Source organism: Butyrivibrio fibrisolvens (assembly GCF_023206215.1).
Taxonomy (GTDB): domain Bacteria; phylum Bacillota; class Clostridia; order Lachnospirales; family Lachnospiraceae; genus Butyrivibrio; species Butyrivibrio fibrisolvens_C.
The window spans coordinates 630,820-651,972 of record NZ_CP065800.1; the positions used below are offsets into that span (position 1 = coordinate 630,820).

The window sequence follows — 21,153 nt, forward strand, 5'->3', positions numbered from 1 at the left end:
TACCTTTGATCAAAATGACGTAAACGCCGGATACATGATGATGACCATCACTATTCCAAGCATCAGCATCATGGGTGCAAGGAGCTTGGTGGTAACTTTCTCACCCGCTTTTCTTGCGATATTAAGCCTTTCTTCGGATGCCTTGGCTGCCTCCTGCTTTAGAAGCGGAAGGAGCGAGCTGTTTCCTTTTCTAAGGTTCTGTGACAGAAGGTTCACAAGCCTCGTATAAGGCTGGCTCCTGCACCTAAGACCAAACATCTCATAGGCCCTTGATTCAGACTCTCCTGCTCTTAGCTCATTGACCATGACTCTTATCTCCTCGTAGGCATACCTTTTGGGAAGACCCCTTTGAAGACTCTTTTCATAATCTATGCAGAGCTTTTCGAATATGCCGCGAAGCGTCATGCCGGCTCCAAGATACAGAACAAGCTTTGAGATTATCTGTGAATAATCTTTGATCATCTCTTCCTCGCGATCTTTAATACTTGTTTTGAGCTGTTCGTCTTTGATGAAATATATGAGAACGCCTATGATCAAAACCATGATCATAAGAAGCATACTATTGTCCTGTATGTTCTTCTTCCAGATTATGTGCTGATCGTTGAAACTATCGGGAAGAGTCTGATAGACTCCTGTAGATGAATCGTCACTATTGGTCTTAATAAGATCCTTCATATAAGCATCTCTGGCTTCCTCATCGGTAAGGATCCTGGGATAGACCATGACGCTGAACTTCTGTTCAAATGTAAGATCCTGAGCTGTATACTTAGCTGTCAGATTAACAGCTATCCCTGCATCAGGAACTTCATCATTCCTGACCTGTCCTGTAAAGCCCAAAACTCTGTACTGATCGGATGTCCATTGGATCTTGAAGGGGTAACCTTCTATAGAACTGACAAGATTCAAGTCATTGTGAACTTCATCAAGAGATTTATTGTTTCCAAGGATTATCTTGTCCATGCGAGCTGCAAGATCTTTTTGCATATCTGTGAGCTCTTTATCTGTGTACTTCCTTGCTTCTACTGTGACGTTATAGGTTCCTATAGTGTCACCGTCTTTATTTTCTGCTACAAGACTCTGGGAAGATGTAGCCCCTCCATAAGAAGATCTGGGAAGGCCGGTCTTTGAATCGATCACCTTCTCTTGCGTATTCTTCATGGCAAGGAATATCGCCATGATGCAGCCGGCAGCAATTATGATTATCGAAAGACCTATTTTTTTGATATAGTACTCTGCCGCCTGCTCTTCACCTTTATTGGTAGGTGTTAGGGTACTTAGATCGCTTTTGATCTTACTGACTTCAAGAGTTCTCTTTCTTCTTATAAATCTTGAATAGATAAAGCAGGCTGCTCTGTATATCTGTCCGGATATACCGGTATCATCAATACTTTCAGGAAGCTCTTCATATCTTGCTATAAAGCACAAAACCATGATCGCTATAAGAATAAGGGCATAAAAACCTGTTTTAATATATAAGTCCATACTCATCCCCCGATCATACCTTGATATCAATTATCTTCTCGATAACTGTATACGCCGCAAGATACACTGCAAGGCATACTGTCATTATCGCTATGCCTGCAAAGTTGCCATAAAGGCTGTCAAAAAAGCCAGGGTTCATGATGCCTACATAAGCCATGATGGCAAAGGGAACTATCTCCATGATCCTTGCTTCCATCTTGCCTGCACTTATCATTACGTCGATCTCTTTCTCAACATCTGTCTGAGTAGATATCTGTGATACGGTCTCTTCCAGCATCTGAGTTATGTTGCCGCCGCTTCTTTTTGCAACTGCAAATACGTTTGCAAACTCTCTAATATAGGAATTCTGAGTTCTCTCACCCATTTCAAACAGAAGATCTTCTAAGACTATATTGTTCCTAAGTCCTTTGCATACACGCCTTAGCTCTTTGCATATAGGTGACTGTTCTCCGTAGAGCTTCTTCATATCCTTGTAAGAAACTGCAAATGCATTCTCGAGAGCATATCCTGCCTTCTGGCTTGTAGCTACGGATATAAGTACATCTTTGAACTGCTGCCCTATCTCGTGATTTTGTCTTGTGATCCTCTCTTTTCTCATCTTCTCTACAAAAGGTACAAGAAGCGGCGCAAGAAATACCGTTACTAAAATCGAATGATAAAAAAGATAGCTGATGGTCATAAGTATTAAAACACCTGCAACAATTGACGGAATATCTTCTTTTTGAGGCTTTTGAAATAATTCTTTAAGCCTGCGATGGGAGTACCAGTCCGGCAGCTGCAAGCTTTTCTTTGTTTTTAAGTTCTCCAATTTTCCTCCACTCTCCTATAACTTTGCCGTTATCGCTTTCTCCGGTTTCAACATATTGCCAGAGTACATTGAGCTTCACTTCACCAGTCTCCTCATCAAGGCCCCCCGGAACCTCGCATATCTCAAGGAGCTTCCTGCTCCTGTCTCTAAGTCTTCCAAGGTGGATGATAAGATCTATGCCTGATGAAAGCTGTCTTCTGATAGCACTAAGTGGAAGATCCATAGCCATCAGTATCATGGTCTCAAGTCTTGATAGCATATCCTTGGCGCTATTGGCATGGCCTGTACTCATACTTCCGTCATGGCCTGTATTCATGGCCTGCACCATATCAAGAGCTTCTCCGCCTCTGACTTCTCCGACGATGATCCTGTCGGGACGCATACGAAGGCTTGACTTTATAAGGTCTCGTATAGAAATCTCTCTACAGCCTTCTACATTGGCATTTCGAGATTCCATTTTGACTATGTTGGGAACGTGCAGAATCTGCAGTTCAGCGTTGTCTTCGATCGTGATGACGCGATCTGTGGATGGGATACTGTCTGACAACGCATTTAGAAAGGTTGTTTTGCCGGAGCCTGTTCCTCCGCTTATAAAGATGTTATATCCTGCTCTTACCAGAGTCTGAAGATCTTTGACTATATAGTCAGGAACAGAGCCAAAACCCATAAGCTTTTTCATATTGATGGGCTCGTCCGGGAATCTTCTTATAGTAACAATAGGTCCGTTAAGCGCTATAGGCGGAAGGACTATGTTAACTCTGGATCCGTTTTCCAGTCTTGCATCAACTATGGGAGATGCTTCATTTACGACTCTGTTACAGCCTGCTACGATCTTCTGGATCACATCTTCAAGCTTTTCCTTGGATTCAAAAGTAAGATCGTATTTGGAAAGGCGGCCGCTCTTTTCAATAAAGATATCGTCTTTGCCGTTGATCATGATCTCTGTAACTGTAGGATCATCTACAAGGTCCTGAAGTACGTCGAGCTTTCGCATTGCATGGAAAAGCTCTGATCGAAGCATTCTTTTTTCAGAAAGGGTCATGACCATCTCGCTGCAGCTGGATATAACTTCCTTATCGATCATCTCAAGGATCTCATCATCGCTTATATCCCTTGTCATATCCATTGATGCAACAAGCCTTTTTCTGATATCTGTTTTTAAAGTTTCAAGTTCAGCTCGCATCCTGTGCCTCCTTCATAGGAAGAGTCTTGGATGCTTCAAGGACATTTAATGCATAGACTTCCATGGCCTGATCTCCTGCTGTAAGGAGGCTGTCCGGAAGGTCGAATACCATGCTCTTATCAAGTATGCCGCCGTTACCTGTAAGGCGAAATGTTCGTCCGTAGTTTTCAAGCTTGGACAAAGAACATGGATCATCTCTTCTAATGGTGAATATCCTGTCGCACATATCAAGTATGTGAGTAAAGCCATCGGTTATCTCCGAAAGATCTATGATAAGATACTTATAAAGTCCCGTCTCTTCTATCTCTTTTAATAGTCTTCCCCATTCATCCCTGCCGACTCCTTTGAGTGTAAGAAATGATGTCGCAGGCGGGATTATATCAAGGCTTTCGTCCTTGACACAGACATTTTCAAGATAGAGTGAAAGCCTTTTGTTATCATTTTCAAAAAAGTATAGAAGATCCTGAAGATTCTGCCCTTTTCCTTTTGGTATTCCAAGATCTGATGCAAAAGGCTCAAGATTCATATAAAGACTTCTGTCTTTTCTGCTAAGGCTGCGTCCAAGTGCTCTTGCAAAGGTTGTCTGTCCGCACCTTTTGATTGGTGAATATACTCCGTATATTGTGAGCTTATCTTCACTCCCGCGCCTTTGGCTCAATGTATCAGGCTGATCCATACAAAAGCTCATTAGCTTTTGCATTATCTTGTCCATGGACTGGTACTTGGGCGTAGATCTTATCTCGATATCTTCATCATCTGATTCTATCCTGTTATAGCTTCCATCCTTGTCAGGCTCTTCAAGTACAAGGAGTCTGTCAAAACCTGCATCATGTACCTTCTCATATACGCTTTGGGATATGACAAGAGCTATGGTCCTACTTTTAAGGTCACTATCTGCTGCCATAAGATCATCCTGACTTGTAAAATCTACAATCTTAAAGGGGAGTTTTAAGTTCCTTCTTAGGTACTCATCCAACCTGAAACAATAATCAGCCGTGGTGTCGCATAGGGCGATAATATTCCTTTTACTCATTTCTTCCTCTCAAAAAGGGCGCAAAAAATGCGTTTCCAAAAATCTTATAATTAAAGGGATATGAATAACCGGCGATGCCGATCATCCTCACGAATGAATTTCGTGATCTTGTTCGTAATGAACTCGATGTATGAATACTAGCAGAAGATTTTTAAAAACGCAAGTTCTAATATGTAATTAATTTTTGACGTAATATCGCTTATTTTTATCCGTTATATTCTTTTTGAATATAATTATCTATAAATAGTATTAAAATATAGCCATAGCAGGCAAGTTAAGAATATGCACTTTGCCAGTCATTATAAAGAGAATAGAATCTGCATCGTATAGATATCAGGCTCTATATCCTCTATTAGTGTAAGGATCTGCTACAGTCTCGTTAAGATGGCCCGGGCCGTAGGTAAGACCTGCAAATACGTGCTGTGCTCCTTCTATAACAGAAGCTGCTTCATTGAGCTTTTCAAGCTCTTTGTAACAATTGCGCATTTTCTCAAATATACTGATTATGTCATCAATATAATCGCCTTCACGTCTTATGGCTGCTGTTATAAGGTGTCTCTTGGCAAAGATATACAGCTGCATGAAAGTATGTGCTATCTCATAGTTCATGTTAAGAGATCTTATAAGCTCTGTGATGCAGTTCTGTGCTCTTGTAAGCTCAACGTCATATCTGTCATAGTCCTTTGCAAAAAGAGCTTTCTTGGCATCAGCAAGGTAGTCCAGAGTCATCTCATATAGGATAGTTATCATCTGGGTTTCATTAGCTTCTGATATTCTTCTGGTATAGCTGTTTATCTGTTCTTTGGTCATGGGCTCACTCTTTCTTTTAAATATATATTTATCATTGACATTTATAATAAATATTTCTAATTGGATATATTTAATTCTTTAAGTATTTTTTTAATCCTTTGAAATATCACAGGTGTTGGAGCCTTAGATCATCACTGGAGAAGCTGTAATACTTCACTTGGTCTTTCATTGGCCTGAGCCAGCATTGAGATTCCGGCCTGATCGAGAACTGTCTGAGTTGAATAGGTTGTCATCTCTTCTGCCATATCTACATCCATGATCCTTGAATATGCTGCTGTCATATTCTCAATCGTGACATCAAGTGACTTATTGGTATGCTCAAGTCTGTTCTGGTAGGCACCAAGGCGGCTTCTTGCTGTTGAAACATATGCAAGTCCGTTCTTGATCTGCTCTATGGCAGCTCTTGAATCTTCTATGGTCTTGGTGTTGGTATTGTATATACCTATATTGGAAAGAGACATTGTAGGAATCCTGATATCAAGATACTGTCCTTCATTGGCACCAATCTGAACTGCCATGGCGCCGGTTGCTGTAAGTTCAAGTCCTATTGTTATAGGAGTTGTAGCAGGTATAGTCTCATCAACCTTGATCTGAATCTCCTGGCCTCTTGAGTTGTAGAATTTGATAATATCTCCGTCTACAGCTATATTGTCATATACATTACCTTTAGAATCCGTAAGAACTCCTTTGGGAGATGTCATCTGGCCGTCAACTATAGTAGGTACGATATTCCTTGTACCTGTTATAGGATCTTCTTCGAACTCACAGGTAAAATCTGTTATAGTAGCCATTCCGGCAGGAATCTCATCCGAGTATGTACTAACTGTGATATAAGGGTCCGTGACATATTTGCCAGTGCCGGGTTCACGGATAGTTGCATATCCTTTTAGATCAAAGGATCCGTCAAGGAGCTTCTGGCCGTTGAATTCTGTTGTATCGCAGACTCTCTGAACTTCACTTTTTAGCTGCTGTATCTCTTCATCGATGATGGCTCTGTCATCGTCAGTATTGGTCTCATTGCAGGCCTTTATGGTAAGCTCATTCATACGCTGGAGCATATCCTGTATCTCTGCAAGAACTCCGTCTGCTGTCTCAACTATGGAGATTCCGTCTGCGTTAGAGTCATCAGCTGTGTCAAGGCTCTTGATCTGAGAGTTCATCCTTCTTGACATTGCAAGTCCTGAAGGGTTGTCCTTGGCATTGGCTATCTTGAGTCCGCTTGAAAGTCTTTCCAGGGATTCTGTAAGCTTGTTGTCAGTTGTTTTGAGTGCATTGTTTGCTACTAGAGCAGATACATTGTAATTGATCTTCATGGTACTTCTCCGTGTTCTAACTCTGGGCTTTAAGATTCTTCCATCATAGTAAGAGAATCTGTAACCGCTTTAATAAATAGTTCCGCTGTTTTTATAAGTCTCTTGTCAGTAGTATCTGCTTCCCTGCTAACTGCTGCCTTAGTACTTCCTCCTGTCTTTGATGCTGCGCCGTACATAATACTTATATCCTGTGACGATGCATCTCCTGTCATTATGTACTTTATATTGTCCATAAAGCGCCTTGTCTGCGATCGTCCCTGAGCAGATGTCGTCAACATTCCGGTGACTTTGGGCGCTATAGTATCTTGGTTATTGCCACTTTCATCTTCGGAAGAAGAAAGAGATAAATCCGCCTTAACTGTTCCGAAGTTTTCAGTTTCTATACTTGCTTCTATCCTTGAAGATTGTCCGTCTCCCTGCCTAAAAGAAAGATGTAGTGAAACTTTAGAACTGCCCATATCAACCGGTACCTCATAACTTCCGGCATCAGACATTGCGCCTGCTATAGACAGCTGGGTGTAAAGGAGTTTATAAGCTCTTATGTCAATATATGTATCGGCAGTATTCATGGCTGTTTCAACTGTTTTAGACAGATTATCTATAGTATTTTTATATTCAGACAGGTTCTTAAGATTATCCAAAGCTTTATCTATGGCATCACCTGAATCTTCATCTGACTTTTCAAAAGTACTGTCATCTTTATCTTTGATCCTGCTTCTTAGCTGATTCCAGATATTTTTTGTATTATATTTGATCCTTGATGCTATTAGCTCATTCATTGCTTCAAGATTTCGAACTGTTACAGGAATCTTGGAATCTTTGAGCTCTTCTTCGCTTTGTGAGCAAAGCTCATCCGCAAGAACATCCCTTATGTCCTGAAGCTGTCTTTGGTTATATTCTCTTTCTAAAGCCTTGCTATCTTCACCTTCACTTTCTTCCATAGCATCTGCAAATTCGGGAAGTGTAGCTTCCAAGATGTCATTGCCCTTATCTTCAAAGGACATCATCTTCTCAGGGCTTATATGCTCATAGGCTCTGTCAGCCTTGCCTGCATAATATCTAAAAGCGGTCTCTATCTGCACATCTATTGAAACACTCTTAAATCCACCGCTTTCAAGACCTCCAAACTCATCATCAATCTTATAGTCCATGCCGCGTTTTGACCTTTGAAGAGTTCTGCTTGCGCCAAGGAGGTTGCCTATAGTCATTTCAGATCCTGACATAAGGACTGTTCCTATAGCTGCATGATCCGTTGCTTTGAGGTTTTCAAAAAGTCTGTAGATGCCTATATAGGACTCTTTCTCCTTATCATTAATCTGACCTGAATGCTCTAATTTGTACAAAAATCTCGAAAACTTCTCGTTTCTTTCATCCGGATTCTTGTCCTTATCTGAAAGATATGATGACAGCTCATCAAGAGTCATCTTAAGAGGATTGCGGCCTTCTCTTATCATGTCAAGGACAGCCCCTGGCTTTAACTTATCTATGGTATCAACAAGCTTAGAATCCCAGCTTCTTACTGTCTCTACGCTTATCCTTGTAACTTCTGTGTGATTGTATGAAAGAATGCGGACTGCGCGCCTGTTGTCATCGTTTGTCTCAAGATCCATATCTTTTAACAGCTCATCAACATTCCTAAAAGCCTTCTTGATACTGTCACCAAGATCTGCTCTTACCGCGGTGCCAACAGCTTCGTAGGTCTTCTGGGCTTTGTCATAATCAGCCTTTATAATCGATGATCTATTGAATATGTCTTCCAGAGTCGCTGACTTAAATTCCTTGGTAAGCGCACCGACTACAGCTGCAGGAGACTGTTTGACAGCCTCTATATCTTCATTAGTATTTCTATACAGATCGTATAACTTATCAGCATCACTTCTATCCGGGAAAAGAGCTTTGGCAATCTGAAGCTGAGCATTTCTGATATCTTCCATTGACTTCTCTACATAGGAAGTGTCTATCTCTATACCGCTTCGAAGAAGTCTAAGGTTAACCTCTGTGCTCATCTCGAATCTTATCTCTTCAAGATAAAGACTCTTTTTAAGGCTTACTGCCTTTTGTACAAGGCTTCTTGGATCTATGAGATTTCCTTCAGACGCTTTCTTTCCATCTGCTATTGACGCTGCTGCAGCTTCTATTATCTTTTCCTTAGAAAGAGGGAATGATAGATCTTCAAGGTCTTTTTTCTTTTGAAGAGTATCTGTTGTAAGTCTAAGGCCGTCTTTTAGAAGCTGCCTTGCCATATCTTTAATGTCTTCGTCTTGCGTGTCAAAGCCTGCCTCTTCTATGACTTCAAGGATAGAAGCATCAAGATCTTCATATGTATCATCCTGCGCAATCTTATTAAGATATCCGCCTTCCATGTAGTAAGAGCTGTGCCCTGTCTTTGGTCCTCCAACTGCATGCTCAGCAAGGTAAAGATTGTCGATGGAAGGTTCTAAATTGTTATCAATAAGGAAGTTTTTGGATTCATCTTTGGGCGCACTACTTAGAAGCGCACCCTTTTCAAGCGCGCCAAGAACATCTTCGATATTATCTTTGGTAAGAGGGATGTCATGGTGCTCAAAAGAAGCTTCTATATCTCTTGCAAGAGAGCTGCTGCCTGTGATCTTGGATAGAGTCTCAACATCAAGATCATCATTGAATCCATCTATAACCTGTCCCGACTCAAGAAGGGCTGTCTTGACCTTATCAAGTATAGTCACAGCTTCTGAAGGCTCAAGGTCTTTGGGATCAAAGCCGTCTTCTCTTGCCTTACGGTAGTCACTTTCTGACATTGTATGAGACATTACTACATCAAAATTATGGAAGCTTTCAAAATCCGCAGCTTCTCTTCCAAGGCCATTAACAAGTGTACTTGTCTTAGCGCTATAGCCTTCTGTATCATGCCTTATAGATCCAAGCTCCACATCAAGGCAAGGGTCTATGCTCATGGTTTTACTATACCCTGCGCCTTTGATACTGCCTGCTCCAAATGGTCTATAGAAATCGTTTCCAGGAAGGTGCGCGTTCTTTTCTGTTTTGTTATCTTCAGGGGATGCCATAAACTGCCCCAGTGCCGATACATTTGTCATATAAAACCTCAAAATGCTTTCTCTGCCGGCACATCCTGTTATGGCTTGGAGAAAAAAATAAAGTGCGGCTGCATATCCTTTGCAGTCACACTTTATTTCGGCACATTATATCAGATTCTTAACCGTATTTGATTTTTGGCTTTTATTTAATGATATACTTTCGTGTTTTGGAGCTTTTTGCGGAAAATTTTTTTCCTGTTACCGGCTCTTTAGTCTTTACTCTTTGAGGTAGAAGTCTTTTTTGTAGCAGTCTTTTTTTTAGCCGTTTTTTTAACTGCTTTGGAAGTTGAAGCTTTTGGGTCACTATCAGCACTTTCCTCTGCCTTTTCAGACTTGGATGTACGAAGGGTACGTTCCTTGCGCTGAGATCTTACTATAGTATCTTTGTTGGAAGGATCCTGGAACAGGAACACTTCTGCGGCATATGGTGGAAGATCGAAAGTGATCGAATAATCCTTGTAATCGCAAAGCCCCTGCTGCGCTTTGATCTTATCAGGAACTCCTGTTCCCATGCCGCCAAATCTTGGATCGGCACTATCAAGAAGGTGAGTATAGGTTCCTGCAAATGGAACGCCTACCTTGAATCCCTTCCACTCCATAGGGGTAAAATTTATTACGAATAAAAGGTTGTCCTTGCCATCTGATGCCTTGCGGACAAAGCTGAAGGTGCTTCTGTCAGAATCATCTGCATTGATCCATTCAAAGCCGCCCCAGTTATTATCAATCTCGTGAAGGGCAGGATACTTGTTATAGAGTTTTAATAGCTCTGCAACATAGTCCTTCATCCCTCTGTGAAGAGGCTCTGCAAGAAGTCCCCAGTCAAGTTCTCTCTTCTCACTCCACTCACGCTTTTGGCCAAATTCCTGACCCATGAAGAGGAGCTTTTTGCCGGCATGTCCGAACATAAATGTATATCCGGCCCTAAGGTTTGCAAACTTATCTGTCTCATAGCCCGGCATCTTCTCAAGCATAGAACACTTAAGATGTACAACCTCGTCATGGGACAGGGGAAGGATATAGTTCTCAGCCTCGTTATAGCTCATGGCAAAGGTCATCATGTTATGAGCACCCTTACGGAAATATGGATCAAGCTTCATGTATTCGCAGAAGTCGTGCATCCATCCCATGTTCCACTTAAATGAAAATCCAAGGCCGCCATCATCTAGCTTGCCTGTGATCTTGGGCCATGCTGTTGACTCTTCTGCTACAGTCATAAATCCCGGGTATGTACCGTGTATAACGCTGTTTAAGTGCTTGAAGAATTCTATAGCTGCAAGGTTTTCATTGCCGCCGTATTTATTAGGAACCCACTGGCCGTCTTTTTTGCCATAATCAAGATAGAGCATTGATGCTACTGCATCTACTCTTATTCCGTCGATGTGGAATTTACGGATCCAGTAAAGTGCGTTAGCTATGAGGAAGTTCTTGACTTCATTTTTTTCAAGATTAAAGATCTTGGTACCCCAGTCAGGATGCTCTCCCTTGCGAGGGTCCGGATCTTCATAGATACACTGACCGTCAAAGCGGGCAAGACCATGTGCATCAGGGCAGAAATGCGCCGGTACCCAGTCAAGGATAACTCCTATATTGTTCTCATGGAGAAGGTTTACAAGATACATGAAGTCTACAGGCTCGCCATATCTGGATGTCGGTGCATAATAGCCTGTTACCTGATAGCCCCATGAGCCGTCAAAGGGATGCTCAGCTATACCCATAAGCTCGATATAGTTATAGTTCATCTCTTTAAGGTACTCTACTATGCGGTCAGCGAACTGACGATAAGTATAGAAGCCATCTTCGGTTCCGTCAGGATGCTTCATCCAGGAACCGATATGGCATTCATAGATAGCTATTGGCTGTTTGTTGAGATCTTTTTTGGATATCTCACTTGTCCATTTATCATCAGACCATGTAAAAGCGGAAAGGTCTGTTGTGCGGGATGCTGTACCCGGTCTTAGTTCTGCAAAATTAGCATAGGGATCAGCTTTGTAAAGCTTCTCACCACTCGGCGTAGTAATCAGGTATTTGTATAACTCACCTACTCCTACTCCGGGAATAAATAACTGCCAGATGCCGGATTTGAGTCTTTCCATTTTGTGGACTTCTTCATTCCAGCCGTTAAAGGAACCTATTACATGAACACTTGCTGCGTTTGGGGCCCATACAGCAAAAAACATACCGTTTTTGCCATTTTCCACAGAAGGATGAGCGCCAAGTTTTTCGTAGATTTCATAATGAGTACCGTTACCGAACAGATACTCATCAGCTTCAGAGATAAATACCTTTTTAACCATACAAAACTTTCCGCCTTTATTTAATTAGTCTATTTATGATCTGCTCTTTCGAAATCTTTCTCTGTCAGAATGATCATATCCTCTTCATCATATCGCTTATTCAGTACTACGTCAAAGAAATGACTGATGGTCTTTTTCTCGGCACTTCGAATAGCTTCATCCACAATATCGCGCACTTCAGAGATAGTAACGTCATGGTCGATGGTCTGCATCTCTTCGATTCGTGAGTGAAGGGAGAGCATTCCGAAGTTGTCTATCTTGTATTCACGCTCAAGGGCGTACTGCTTGGCATAGGCTACCAGTGATTCGTTATCAAGAGCTTCTACATCAACTCTTACATTGAAGCACTTGGAAAGCTCAGGATGACGCTTTAGAAGGCGATCCATATCCTTGTGATTGTCTTCCATAACGATTATGATGCCATGCTTGTCAGCTGTAAGCTCCTTGTAGAGAGAATCTACTGTATCTGTCTTCATATCAGCTGCGCGCTGTATGATAAGAGCTCCTGAGTCGAGCTTCTCTATCACCTGGCTTACGCTCTTTCTGTTAAGAGCTTGTGCAGTGATCTTGGCAACCTTGCCTGAGAAACCTGAATTGCCTGCCTGAACGGACTTAATAAGACCCTTGGCAAGGTTGATGGTTCCTGTTCCCTCTTCACCTGTAACAATGGCATTGTTGGTTGCAGGTGACATATTGAGTGAATCAATTGCCCGAATGATCTGCTTTCTGGACTTACGATGGTGAATATAGGGTCCGAAAAGCTCTTTCTCCTCAGGCGTCATAACGCGTACCCTTGTATCCAATTCCTTCGCCTCCGACTCTGTCTCCGCTTCCCCTTCGGAAAAGCCGGCTCTGTGTGAATTGTTATCTGATTCTTCTACATCGTGTGACTTTAGTTTATCTTCGTCCTCTTTATCTTCTTTTTCTTCTTTTTCTTCTTTTTCTTCTTGGATAGCTTCCTTATCTTCTTCGTTGTCGCCGGATTCTGCGGCTACTGCATCAGATGTATCGCCATCATCTGGCTCTTCATCATCAGAACTTTTTTCATCAAAAGATTCTTCAGAAGGAGTCTCGTTACCGGATTCTTTTGCATCTTCCGCTTCATCTATGTTGTCTGAATCTTCATAGCCAAATGTATCGCCAAGACTCATCTCAACAACTTCTTCAGTATATTCAGGAACTTCAAGAGCAGAAGATTCATCCTTTTCAACTACTGTGATCCTGCCGCGCCTTGTACCTACCTTATCTTTAGAATCATCCTGTAGGTTCGTGCTTTCATCATCTGAATCATTGTCAAAATCCGAATCTGATTCAATATGCTGATCATTATCTTCTTCGATATCTTCGTCTGTATCTGATTCCTTTGCCAATTCAAGACTTGATTCTATATCAGAATCATTATTTTTAGAAGAATCAGTATATGTATCCTTATCAGCACTTTCTTCAGAATCATTATCTGCATCTATATCAGAGACGATCTCTTTGATCTCATCTGTAAGATCTGCCTCTTCTGTGATATCAGCCCCTTCTTTGGACTCTTCTAAATCTGCGGATATATCTGAATCTTTAGATTCATCCGTATCTTCTGAGTCTGCAGACTCTTCTGACTTTATTGAAGCATCTTGGTCTTTAGCATGATCAACTTCTTCAATATCTTTATCTGAATCTGATTCTGTATCTGAATCTTTATCTAAATCTTTATCTGAATCTGTGTCTTTATCAGAATCTGATTCTGATTCTTTTCTTGAATCTGTGTCTGATTCCGTATCTGAATCTATGCCTGATTCTGTATCTGAATCTATGCCTGATTCTGTATCTGATTGTTCATCCGGCTTAGTATCATCAGCAGCTGATACTGAGTCACTATCTGTCTTTTCATTTTCAAGATCAGCATCCGATTCAGCATTAGGATCAGTTTCAGAATTAGTATCAGCATCAGACTCTATGTCCGGAATATCATCCGGAAGATTATCAAGATCCATGATGTCGTCATCGTCCATGAGCTTTTCTTCATTAGCTCTTCTGATACCTTCTTCACCTGCCTTTACAAAAGGAGCTGTAGAAGGTCTTACGACATTGCCTGCATGGCTTAAAAGTGCTCTTCCTGCATTCTTCTCAGGCTTTGGACGATTGCCTCCCATGAGTTCACGTTTTACTTCTTTCTCCATCTCTTTCTGGAGATCGTATTTGACGTCCTCATCGTACTGGCTGATAACTGTGCTTATCTTGTCCTGTACTATCTTGGCAACTTCCTTCTCCTGACGTTCCCTTTGCTGCTGCTTGATGCGGTTCATGATGTCATCAATGCTGATCTGACCTGTGATCTGATCTTCGACCTTATCATTTTCAGGAACTACCATGCTTATCTGGCCATCATAATCCTGTTTCAGGATGTCATCATAATGGCTGGTTGCTACTTTCCTTGTAGGTCTTATGGTAACTCCCGGCTCTTCCTTCTGGTTCAGGGGAGCATCTGTCCTTGTCCAGCTTGCTGTATCCGAAGTTGCAAACTCTTTGGTAGCATCTTCATAGAATACTTCCTGTACAGTTGCCTTGGCTTTGCTCTGCTCCTCTTCGGCCATTATCTGTTCCATGCTCTCTGCAATGGCCTTTTGAAGATTGACTGTATCATAACCTACAGGTTTTGGAGGCGCTGATGGAATAGAGTCATCTACCCTTCTTGCAGTATTAACAGGTATAGGTTCAGATACATGAGGAGCTCTCTGGTATGCATTAACGCGTCCTGTATTCTGAAGCTGCAGCTGATCGTCATAGCCTGCATATGTATTCTGATATCCGCTCTGATATGTACTCTGATATTCATCCTGAGCTGCATAACTGCCTGTATCTGCATTAGAAGGATAGTATCCCTGATTCTGATACTGCCCGGTTACACCGGCCTGTTCGTTATAATATGCCTGAAGCTGCTCCTTGGTCGGCATTCCGGCTTCAAGTGCAGCCTTCTCTACAGCATCCCTTTCTTCAGGTGTGTTATAGAAAGGCTTGGTAGGCTGCTTCTCTTGCATCTGTGCATATTCTGCCGGCATATCTGAGCCATACATATAGCTTGGACTCTGACTGTATGCTCCCATCTGCGGCTGCTCATATGAACTGTACTGCTGCTGGGTATACATTCCAGTCTGAGGCTGCCCATATGCAGATGCCTTCGTCTGCCCCATAGATGGCTGCCTCAAAGGCTGCTGAGGCGGTGTATATATGCCAGGCTGAGGCTGTGTATATACGCTTTGCCCAGACTGAGTATACGCACCTTCCTGATTTCCAGACAAAGACTGCCTACCCATCATATTAGGACTTGTATCCGATACATCTGTGCCTATAGGATCTTCATCCTTTTTTAAAATAGCTTCACGGTCTATACTACCGTCAAGACCGCTCTTATATGCCTGATATCTGGCCTGCTGCTCCTGAGACAGCGGCTCGTGAAGTGCCTTGAGTTCCAAGGCCTTCATAACAAATTTGCCCACGCCGAACCAGAGGAACATCTCATCGACTTCCTCAATACACTCTGTTGTCAGACCTACGCGATGATACAGATATGCAAGCTCATAAGCCCACTTCTCTCTGTAATCATGCTTCTTGAACTCCTCAAGTACTGCTATACGCTCTTCAAGACTTACATCCTGTGCTTCATATAGTCTGTACTGGAGAATATAACGTCCTGTATCGCGAGGTGCGATGCGGACGAATTCTTTATAATATTCTACAGCCTGAACAAACTCTCCCATTTTAATGGAGAGTTCACAAAGCGAATATACAATTGCTCTACTGCTGGGATAACGCTCATATGCGAGCAGAAGGATCTCTTTACTTTCTTCAAAACGGCGATTGACCTTATAAAGGTCGCTTATAGTGCAGAGCATAGTAGTACTCTTGACACGTCTCCAGTCGATCGTATCTGCGATCTTGACTGCTTCCCCGTATTTGCCCGAAGAAATCAGGACTTTTATCTCCTCTGCCCGAACTTTATATTCATACTTATCCAAAGTCATAGCCCTCTTTTTAAGGATTTTCCCTTTTAAAATTTTAACATAGCTCTATCTGTCTGTCAAAAGACAAAAGCCCGAAAATAACAGTATTTTCGGGCTTTTGGTGCTTACGCACAAGCGCTTTTGCGAATATTTTATTACGAAAAGGTCATATTTTACTTTAAGCTTCATTTAAGAGTTTAATGAATACTTGAAAAAAACGGGCTAATTATCAGATTTTTTATTTTTTTAGTTCTATAAGAACATCTGAGAGCCTTCCAAATTCTTCAAGTGAAAGCTTCTCTCCTCTTTCAGTCCTTGATCTTCCTATTTTCTCAAGAGCATCTCCTGCCATATCCTTGGATACGCCCAGTTCCTTGTTATTAGAAAGGCCATTAACAAGAGTCTTACGACGCTGTGAAAAAGCAGCCTTGACCACCTGGAAAAAGAAGGCTTCGTCCTCTACTTCAACAGGCATCTGTTCATAACGTGTCATCTTGATAACAGCTGAATCTACGCCAGGCTGCGGTATAAAAGAAGATGGCGGTACTACGCATACAACTCTTGGATCTGAATAGTACTGAACAGCTATAGAGAGTGCTCCGTATTCTTTGGAGCCTTCCTTCTCCTGCATTCTGTCTGCAACTTCCTTCTGGACCATTACGGTTATTGATTCTACAGGGCTTCCAGCTTCAAGAAGTTTCATGATGATAGGAGTTGTAATATAGTAGGGAAGGTTAGCTACAACTTTAAAAGGCTTACCGTTATTCTCAGCCTCGGAAAGAGCCTTGATGTCAACTTCAAGGATATCTGAATTCAAAACCTTAGTATTATCATATTCAGAAAGAGTATCCTCAAGAACAGGAAGGAGCTTGTCATCTATCTCTACTGCTATGACATGGCCTGCTGCCTCTGCAAGATACTGAGTCAGAGTTCCTATTCCGGGGCCTATCTCAAGTACAGTATCATCCTTGGTTATGCCTGCTGCTGATACGATATCTTCAAGAACTGAAGTGTCTATAAGGAAGTTTTGTCCGAACTTCTTCTGTGCACTTAAGTGATATTTATTTATTATTTCCTTGGTTCTTGCGGGATTTCCAAGATATGCCATCTTATTCCTCAACTTTCATAATACCCCAAAAGCCTGACAGCTTCCGGGAAAAGGGTTTTCATAACAGATATCAGCTGCGTATACCATAAAATTTTCTGGCATTTTGCTCAGTAACATCTATAACTTCCTGCGGCGTGACACCTTTTATATCGGCTATTGCCTTCACAACATAAGGAAGATAGACAGAAGAGTTGCGACTTCCTCTAAAAGGTTCCGGAGCCATATAAGGGCAGTCTGTCTCAAGAAGGATCATATCAAGCGGAATCTTATCAACGGTCTGCTTTAACTTCTTGCCATTTTTGAAAGTGACAACTCCGCCTACGCCTATATAAAATCCCATCTTCACATATTCAAGTGCCTGCTCAGGACTATAAGAATAGCAGTGAATATCGGCGACTATTCCTTTACTTGCAGCTTCCTTCATGATCTCCATGGTATCTGCAGCTGCATCTCTTGAATGGATCACGACAGGGAGCTTTTCCTCAAGAGCAAGACGGAGCTGTGCTCTAAACCACTTGATCTGGGTATCTCTGTCAGGATTGTCAGGATAATGGTAGTCAAGGCCTATCTCTCCTATAGCAACCGCCTTGGGATCATGGGACTTGTCTCTAAGCCACAAAAGTTTGGAGTCATCAAGTTCGTAGGCATTCTCAGGATGAACGCCTACAGCGGCATATACAAAGTCATACCTGTGAGCAAGTTCTAAAGATGTCTCTACAGACTCAAGATCTGCTGCATTATTGACTATGGTTCCGATCCCGGCTTCCTTCATACTATCAAGAAGGCTATATCTGTCATTCTCAAACTGACAATCATCATAATGCGCGTGTGTATCAAATATCAAAACGTGTCCCTCTTATCTAAAAATACCTATACGAAAAAAGTACCGCCCCACGAGATATACTCATGAAACAGTACTCGGCGTGCGCTGCCAGGGTCTCGAACCCTGGACAACCTGATTAAGAGTCAGGTGCTCTACCAACTGAGCTAGCAGCGCATCTTTTATTTTGTTTGCCGCAGTTCCTTGCGACAAAAGATACTTTACTACAACCCAGGGACCTTTGCAAGTACTTTTTTCAAAAAAATTCAGATATGTAAAAACTGCACACAAAAATCCGGTTTCTTGTCTTTAAATTGTGCACGAACACAATAAAAAGGGGCTTAAGCCCCTTTTGTACTGTGCTCGAAAGCTGCAAGCTCTGGATGCAGACACTTCTCGGAGGTGTAGTTCTCATAGCTTGGTCTATGATGTGTCTGAGAATCCCAGATCTTATCTGCTACCTCGCCCCACTCTCTTGCATAATCATCACACTTGGCACACAGATGTTCCACAGACTCTTCTGACTCTTCATTGGTCTGATGTGCTCCTGTTTCTGCAACCATCTGACGCAGCAGCTGAGGATTCTCAAGCATAGGACATGGACGAAGGTGGTTTCTGTTAAAAGGCTGTCCCTCGTGATAAGCCATGAACAGTGGAGACTGAAGCATCTCCAGAATGCTGTTGTCATGAATATTGGTATTGGAGAAGTGAATGAATACGCAAGGCTCTGCATCTCCGCTTGCATTGATATGGAAATAGTTACGGCCTCCTGCGATACATCCTCCGACAGCTTCTCCGTCATTTTGGAAATCCATAGGGAAGAATCCTATGTCGCACTTATCTGAACGTATATATCTTATCTTGTCTATAATCATCCTGCGCTGCTCTACTGTGGGCATAAGCTCAGGAACTGCATTGTTGCCAACCGGCATATAATGGAAGAAAAATCCAAACCTTGCACCCTTATCTGCGATCATACGAAGGAACTTCTCATCTGTAACAGCTTCTATATTAGCGCGTGTATAGCAGATAGATGTTCCGAATATGATGCCGTATTTTTTCAAAAGATCCATTGCCTTCATAACAGCTTCATAGTGACCTTGACCGCGTCTTGCATCGTTGGTATCAGGGGTTCCCTCTATAGATAGCTGGAAGGTTATATTGCCAAGGCTTACAACCTCTTTACAGAACTCATCATCTATAAGAGTAGAGTTGTCAAATATTGAAAATTCTACATCGTTATGTTTTCTTGCAAGCTTTAAAATATCTTTCTTGCGAACAAGGGGCTCGCCTCCTGTAAGCATATACAGATATACTCCGAGCTCTTTGCCCTGAGTTACTATCTTGTCCATATCCTCAAATGACAGATTGTGCTTGGCTCCATATGTTCCTGACCAGCAGCCCTGACAATGCATATTGCAGGCACTTGTAGGATCAAACAGAATAAGCCATGGGATGTTACAGCCATATTTCTTACGATTAGCTCTTATAGTCTTGGTCCCTCTGAAGAATGCTTCATAGCCAAGGTTTAGCATAGTCATCTTGGCAACATGCGGATCTGTCTCATCTACAACCTTATTTATAAACTTAATCCATCTATTGTCAGGATCCTTAATAGCTTTCCTGACAGCATCCATATTCTTCTTGTCAAATCCATCTGCAAAGAACTTCTCTGCTTCATCCACAAGCTTTAAATATGTTGCCTGCCTGTCTGTAGTTTTACCTAGTTTTTTTAGAAACTGATCGATAAGAATGCTAAATGCCTGCCTTTGAGCAGCATGTGAAATATTCTGCAATGCGTCAGCCATAGTTTATCCTCCTTTTTCCTTTTTATATATTAATTGTATGGTCGGCGCCTTGATCAGTCATCGGACAATAATTCTGGTCTGAGCAATTTTGGGACACATCCTTGTATCTGTCCTATTATTAATTATTCTTAACCAGAAGCAATTCGTGTATTATATATAGTGGAACATTGAAATCGGCGTACCATAAGCAAAGGCTCGTCATATAACAGCACTTATTGAGGCATATATTTACTATGGACAAAAAGAAACTAACAAGACTCATGATAGATACTGTCGTAAAGCGTGGTATCGAAAATATGGCAGATGATCCCAGGAGGAGCATAAGAAGACTGGCAGATCTTGGAAGGCAGTTCTCCACCGGACGATTCCAGGATGACATAATAGATATCATACAGACAATTCTGGCTGATGATAACAGTCCCTACTATACGATGATGCAAAACTTACTCGATAACACAGACCATGCCTGCATCAGAAAGCTCGGCATCAACATAGGCTATAACAGCTGGACCTATGACGCTAGAATTCTTAGAAAATGTTCTGCAGAGCTTGGACATATAATTCCATGGCTATTGATATTCAGATTGGAAGATAATCATATAAAAGATAGTAATACTAACGATACTAATAATAACAATAGCAGTGCTAACGATATAAATACAAAAGACAATATAAATATAGAGTTTATAAAAAGAAGGATAAGCGAAGCAAGAGACCTTGGCATCAACTCTTTTTCCATAATTCAAAAAGGTGGAAATACGGATGCAGATAAGATCATTGATATATTTAGAGAAAATGAAGAAAGTGCCTTTTTCTACTTTCTTGATGATGCCATGCTTACAGAAAGCCAGATATCTGCCATAAAAGAATGCAAAAACGTTATGATATCCATAAACGCAGATGATCCTCAAAGCAGTAACATGTCCAGGAAAATGCACGATGATAAAATCGTATACAGTATATATCATTACTATGATGATAATGATTTTGATAATGTAGATTCTCTTGATGCCAATTCCGAAAGCCTCAAGAAATATTATGACTATCAATCAAGTATGATATTCCTCATGCCTGGTAAAGGATGCAAAAATCACGGAGAAACAGTCAAGAACATCCGTCTTAAAGGAAAGTTCCCTTGCTTTATATGGGATATGTACTACGATGCCCATCTTATAAGTAAGAGGCTGCTCGATGAAGAGAATGGATTCTTGGAATTTGAAAAAGACGGCAGTGTTATAAAACCTTGTCTTAAAAGCGGCTGCCAAGATAAAGATACAAGTCTTATAAATATAATAAAAGCTGTCATGCCAATGTGTAAAACAGCGTCTACCTGTCAATAACCAAGACTTTCCTATGGGACGGACTGCCTCCGCTGTAAAAGTTTTGAGGATGCCGATCCTGTAAAGGCTCTGGGAGTGCCGATCCGTCCAA

General features: G+C 41.7%; 13 protein-coding genes and 1 tRNA gene. 1 reads left to right on the forward strand and 13 read right to left on the reverse strand.

Features of this window, described 5'->3' with window-relative positions; genetic code table 11:
- Positions 1-9 precede the first annotated feature (9 nt).
- The 13 genes from I7804_RS02600 to I7804_RS02660 all read right to left on the reverse strand — a co-directional run bounded on the left by I7804_RS02600 (position 10) and on the right by I7804_RS02660 (position 19,722).
- Positions 10-1,482, reverse strand: coding sequence for a type II secretion system F family protein (locus I7804_RS02600; protein ID WP_248404785.1), 1,473 nt, complete (start codon positions 1,480-1,482; stop codon positions 10-12).
- 13 nt (positions 1,483-1,495) lie between these two features.
- The gene (locus I7804_RS02605; RefSeq protein ID WP_143057280.1) at positions 1,496-2,290 is read right to left on the reverse strand and encodes a type II secretion system F family protein; all 795 of its coding nucleotides are present in this window, start codon (positions 2,288-2,290) and stop codon (positions 1,496-1,498) included.
- The gene (locus I7804_RS02610) at positions 2,226-3,473 is read right to left on the reverse strand and encodes a CpaF family protein (protein WP_027207230.1); all 1,248 of its coding nucleotides are present in this window, start codon (positions 3,471-3,473) and stop codon (positions 2,226-2,228) included. Before I7804_RS02610 ends, I7804_RS02605 begins: the two co-directional genes overlap by 65 nt.
- Positions 3,463-4,506 (reverse strand): hypothetical protein, encoded by a 1,044-nt coding sequence (locus tag I7804_RS02615; RefSeq protein ID WP_074758371.1) that lies wholly within the window; start codon positions 4,504-4,506, stop codon positions 3,463-3,465. Before I7804_RS02615 ends, I7804_RS02610 begins: the two co-directional genes overlap by 11 nt.
- Positions 4,507-4,839: 333 nt before the next feature.
- Positions 4,840-5,316: a flagellar protein FliS gene (locus I7804_RS02620; RefSeq protein WP_022755560.1), complete on the reverse strand. Its 477-nt coding sequence runs from the start codon at positions 5,314-5,316 to the stop codon at positions 4,840-4,842.
- Positions 5,317-5,447: 131 nt separating this feature from the next.
- A complete protein-coding gene (locus I7804_RS02625; RefSeq protein WP_248404786.1) occupies positions 5,448-6,629 on the reverse strand; it encodes a flagellin in 1,182 nt (393 codons plus the stop codon).
- Between the two features lie 29 nt (positions 6,630-6,658).
- Positions 6,659-9,703 carry a DUF6240 domain-containing protein gene (locus tag I7804_RS02630; RefSeq protein ID WP_248404787.1) on the reverse strand — a complete coding sequence of 1,015 codons (3,045 nt, stop codon included), beginning with the start codon at positions 9,701-9,703 and terminating at the stop codon, positions 6,659-6,661.
- Between the two features lie 209 nt (positions 9,704-9,912).
- Entirely contained in the window at positions 9,913-11,997 is a 2,085-nt protein-coding gene (gene glgB / locus I7804_RS02635) for a 1,4-alpha-glucan branching protein GlgB (RefSeq protein ID WP_110072434.1), read from the reverse strand.
- A gap of 29 nt (positions 11,998-12,026) precedes the next feature.
- Positions 12,027-16,001 (reverse strand): hypothetical protein, encoded by a 3,975-nt coding sequence (locus I7804_RS02640; RefSeq protein WP_248404789.1) that lies wholly within the window; start codon positions 15,999-16,001, stop codon positions 12,027-12,029.
- Between the two features lie 223 nt (positions 16,002-16,224).
- Positions 16,225-17,094, reverse strand: a complete 870-nt coding sequence (rsmA, locus tag I7804_RS02645) for a 16S rRNA (adenine(1518)-N(6)/adenine(1519)-N(6))-dimethyltransferase RsmA (RefSeq protein WP_027205017.1) — start codon at positions 17,092-17,094, stop codon at positions 16,225-16,227.
- 70 nt (positions 17,095-17,164) lie between these two features.
- Positions 17,165-17,938: a TatD family hydrolase gene (locus I7804_RS02650; RefSeq protein WP_248404791.1), complete on the reverse strand. Its 774-nt coding sequence runs from the start codon at positions 17,936-17,938 to the stop codon at positions 17,165-17,167.
- A gap of 80 nt (positions 17,939-18,018) precedes the next feature.
- Positions 18,019-18,091 (reverse strand) — tRNA-Lys (locus tag I7804_RS02655).
- Between the two features lie 164 nt (positions 18,092-18,255).
- On the reverse strand, positions 18,256-19,722 hold the full coding sequence (locus I7804_RS02660) for a radical SAM protein (RefSeq protein WP_248404793.1): 1,467 nt from the start codon (positions 19,720-19,722) through the stop codon (positions 18,256-18,258).
- A gap of 233 nt (positions 19,723-19,955) precedes the next feature.
- Between I7804_RS02660 and I7804_RS02665 the strand changes: the two genes are divergently transcribed.
- A complete protein-coding gene (locus I7804_RS02665; protein ID WP_248404794.1) occupies positions 19,956-21,062 on the forward strand; it encodes a hypothetical protein in 1,107 nt (368 codons plus the stop codon).
- Positions 21,063-21,153 lie beyond the last annotated feature (91 nt).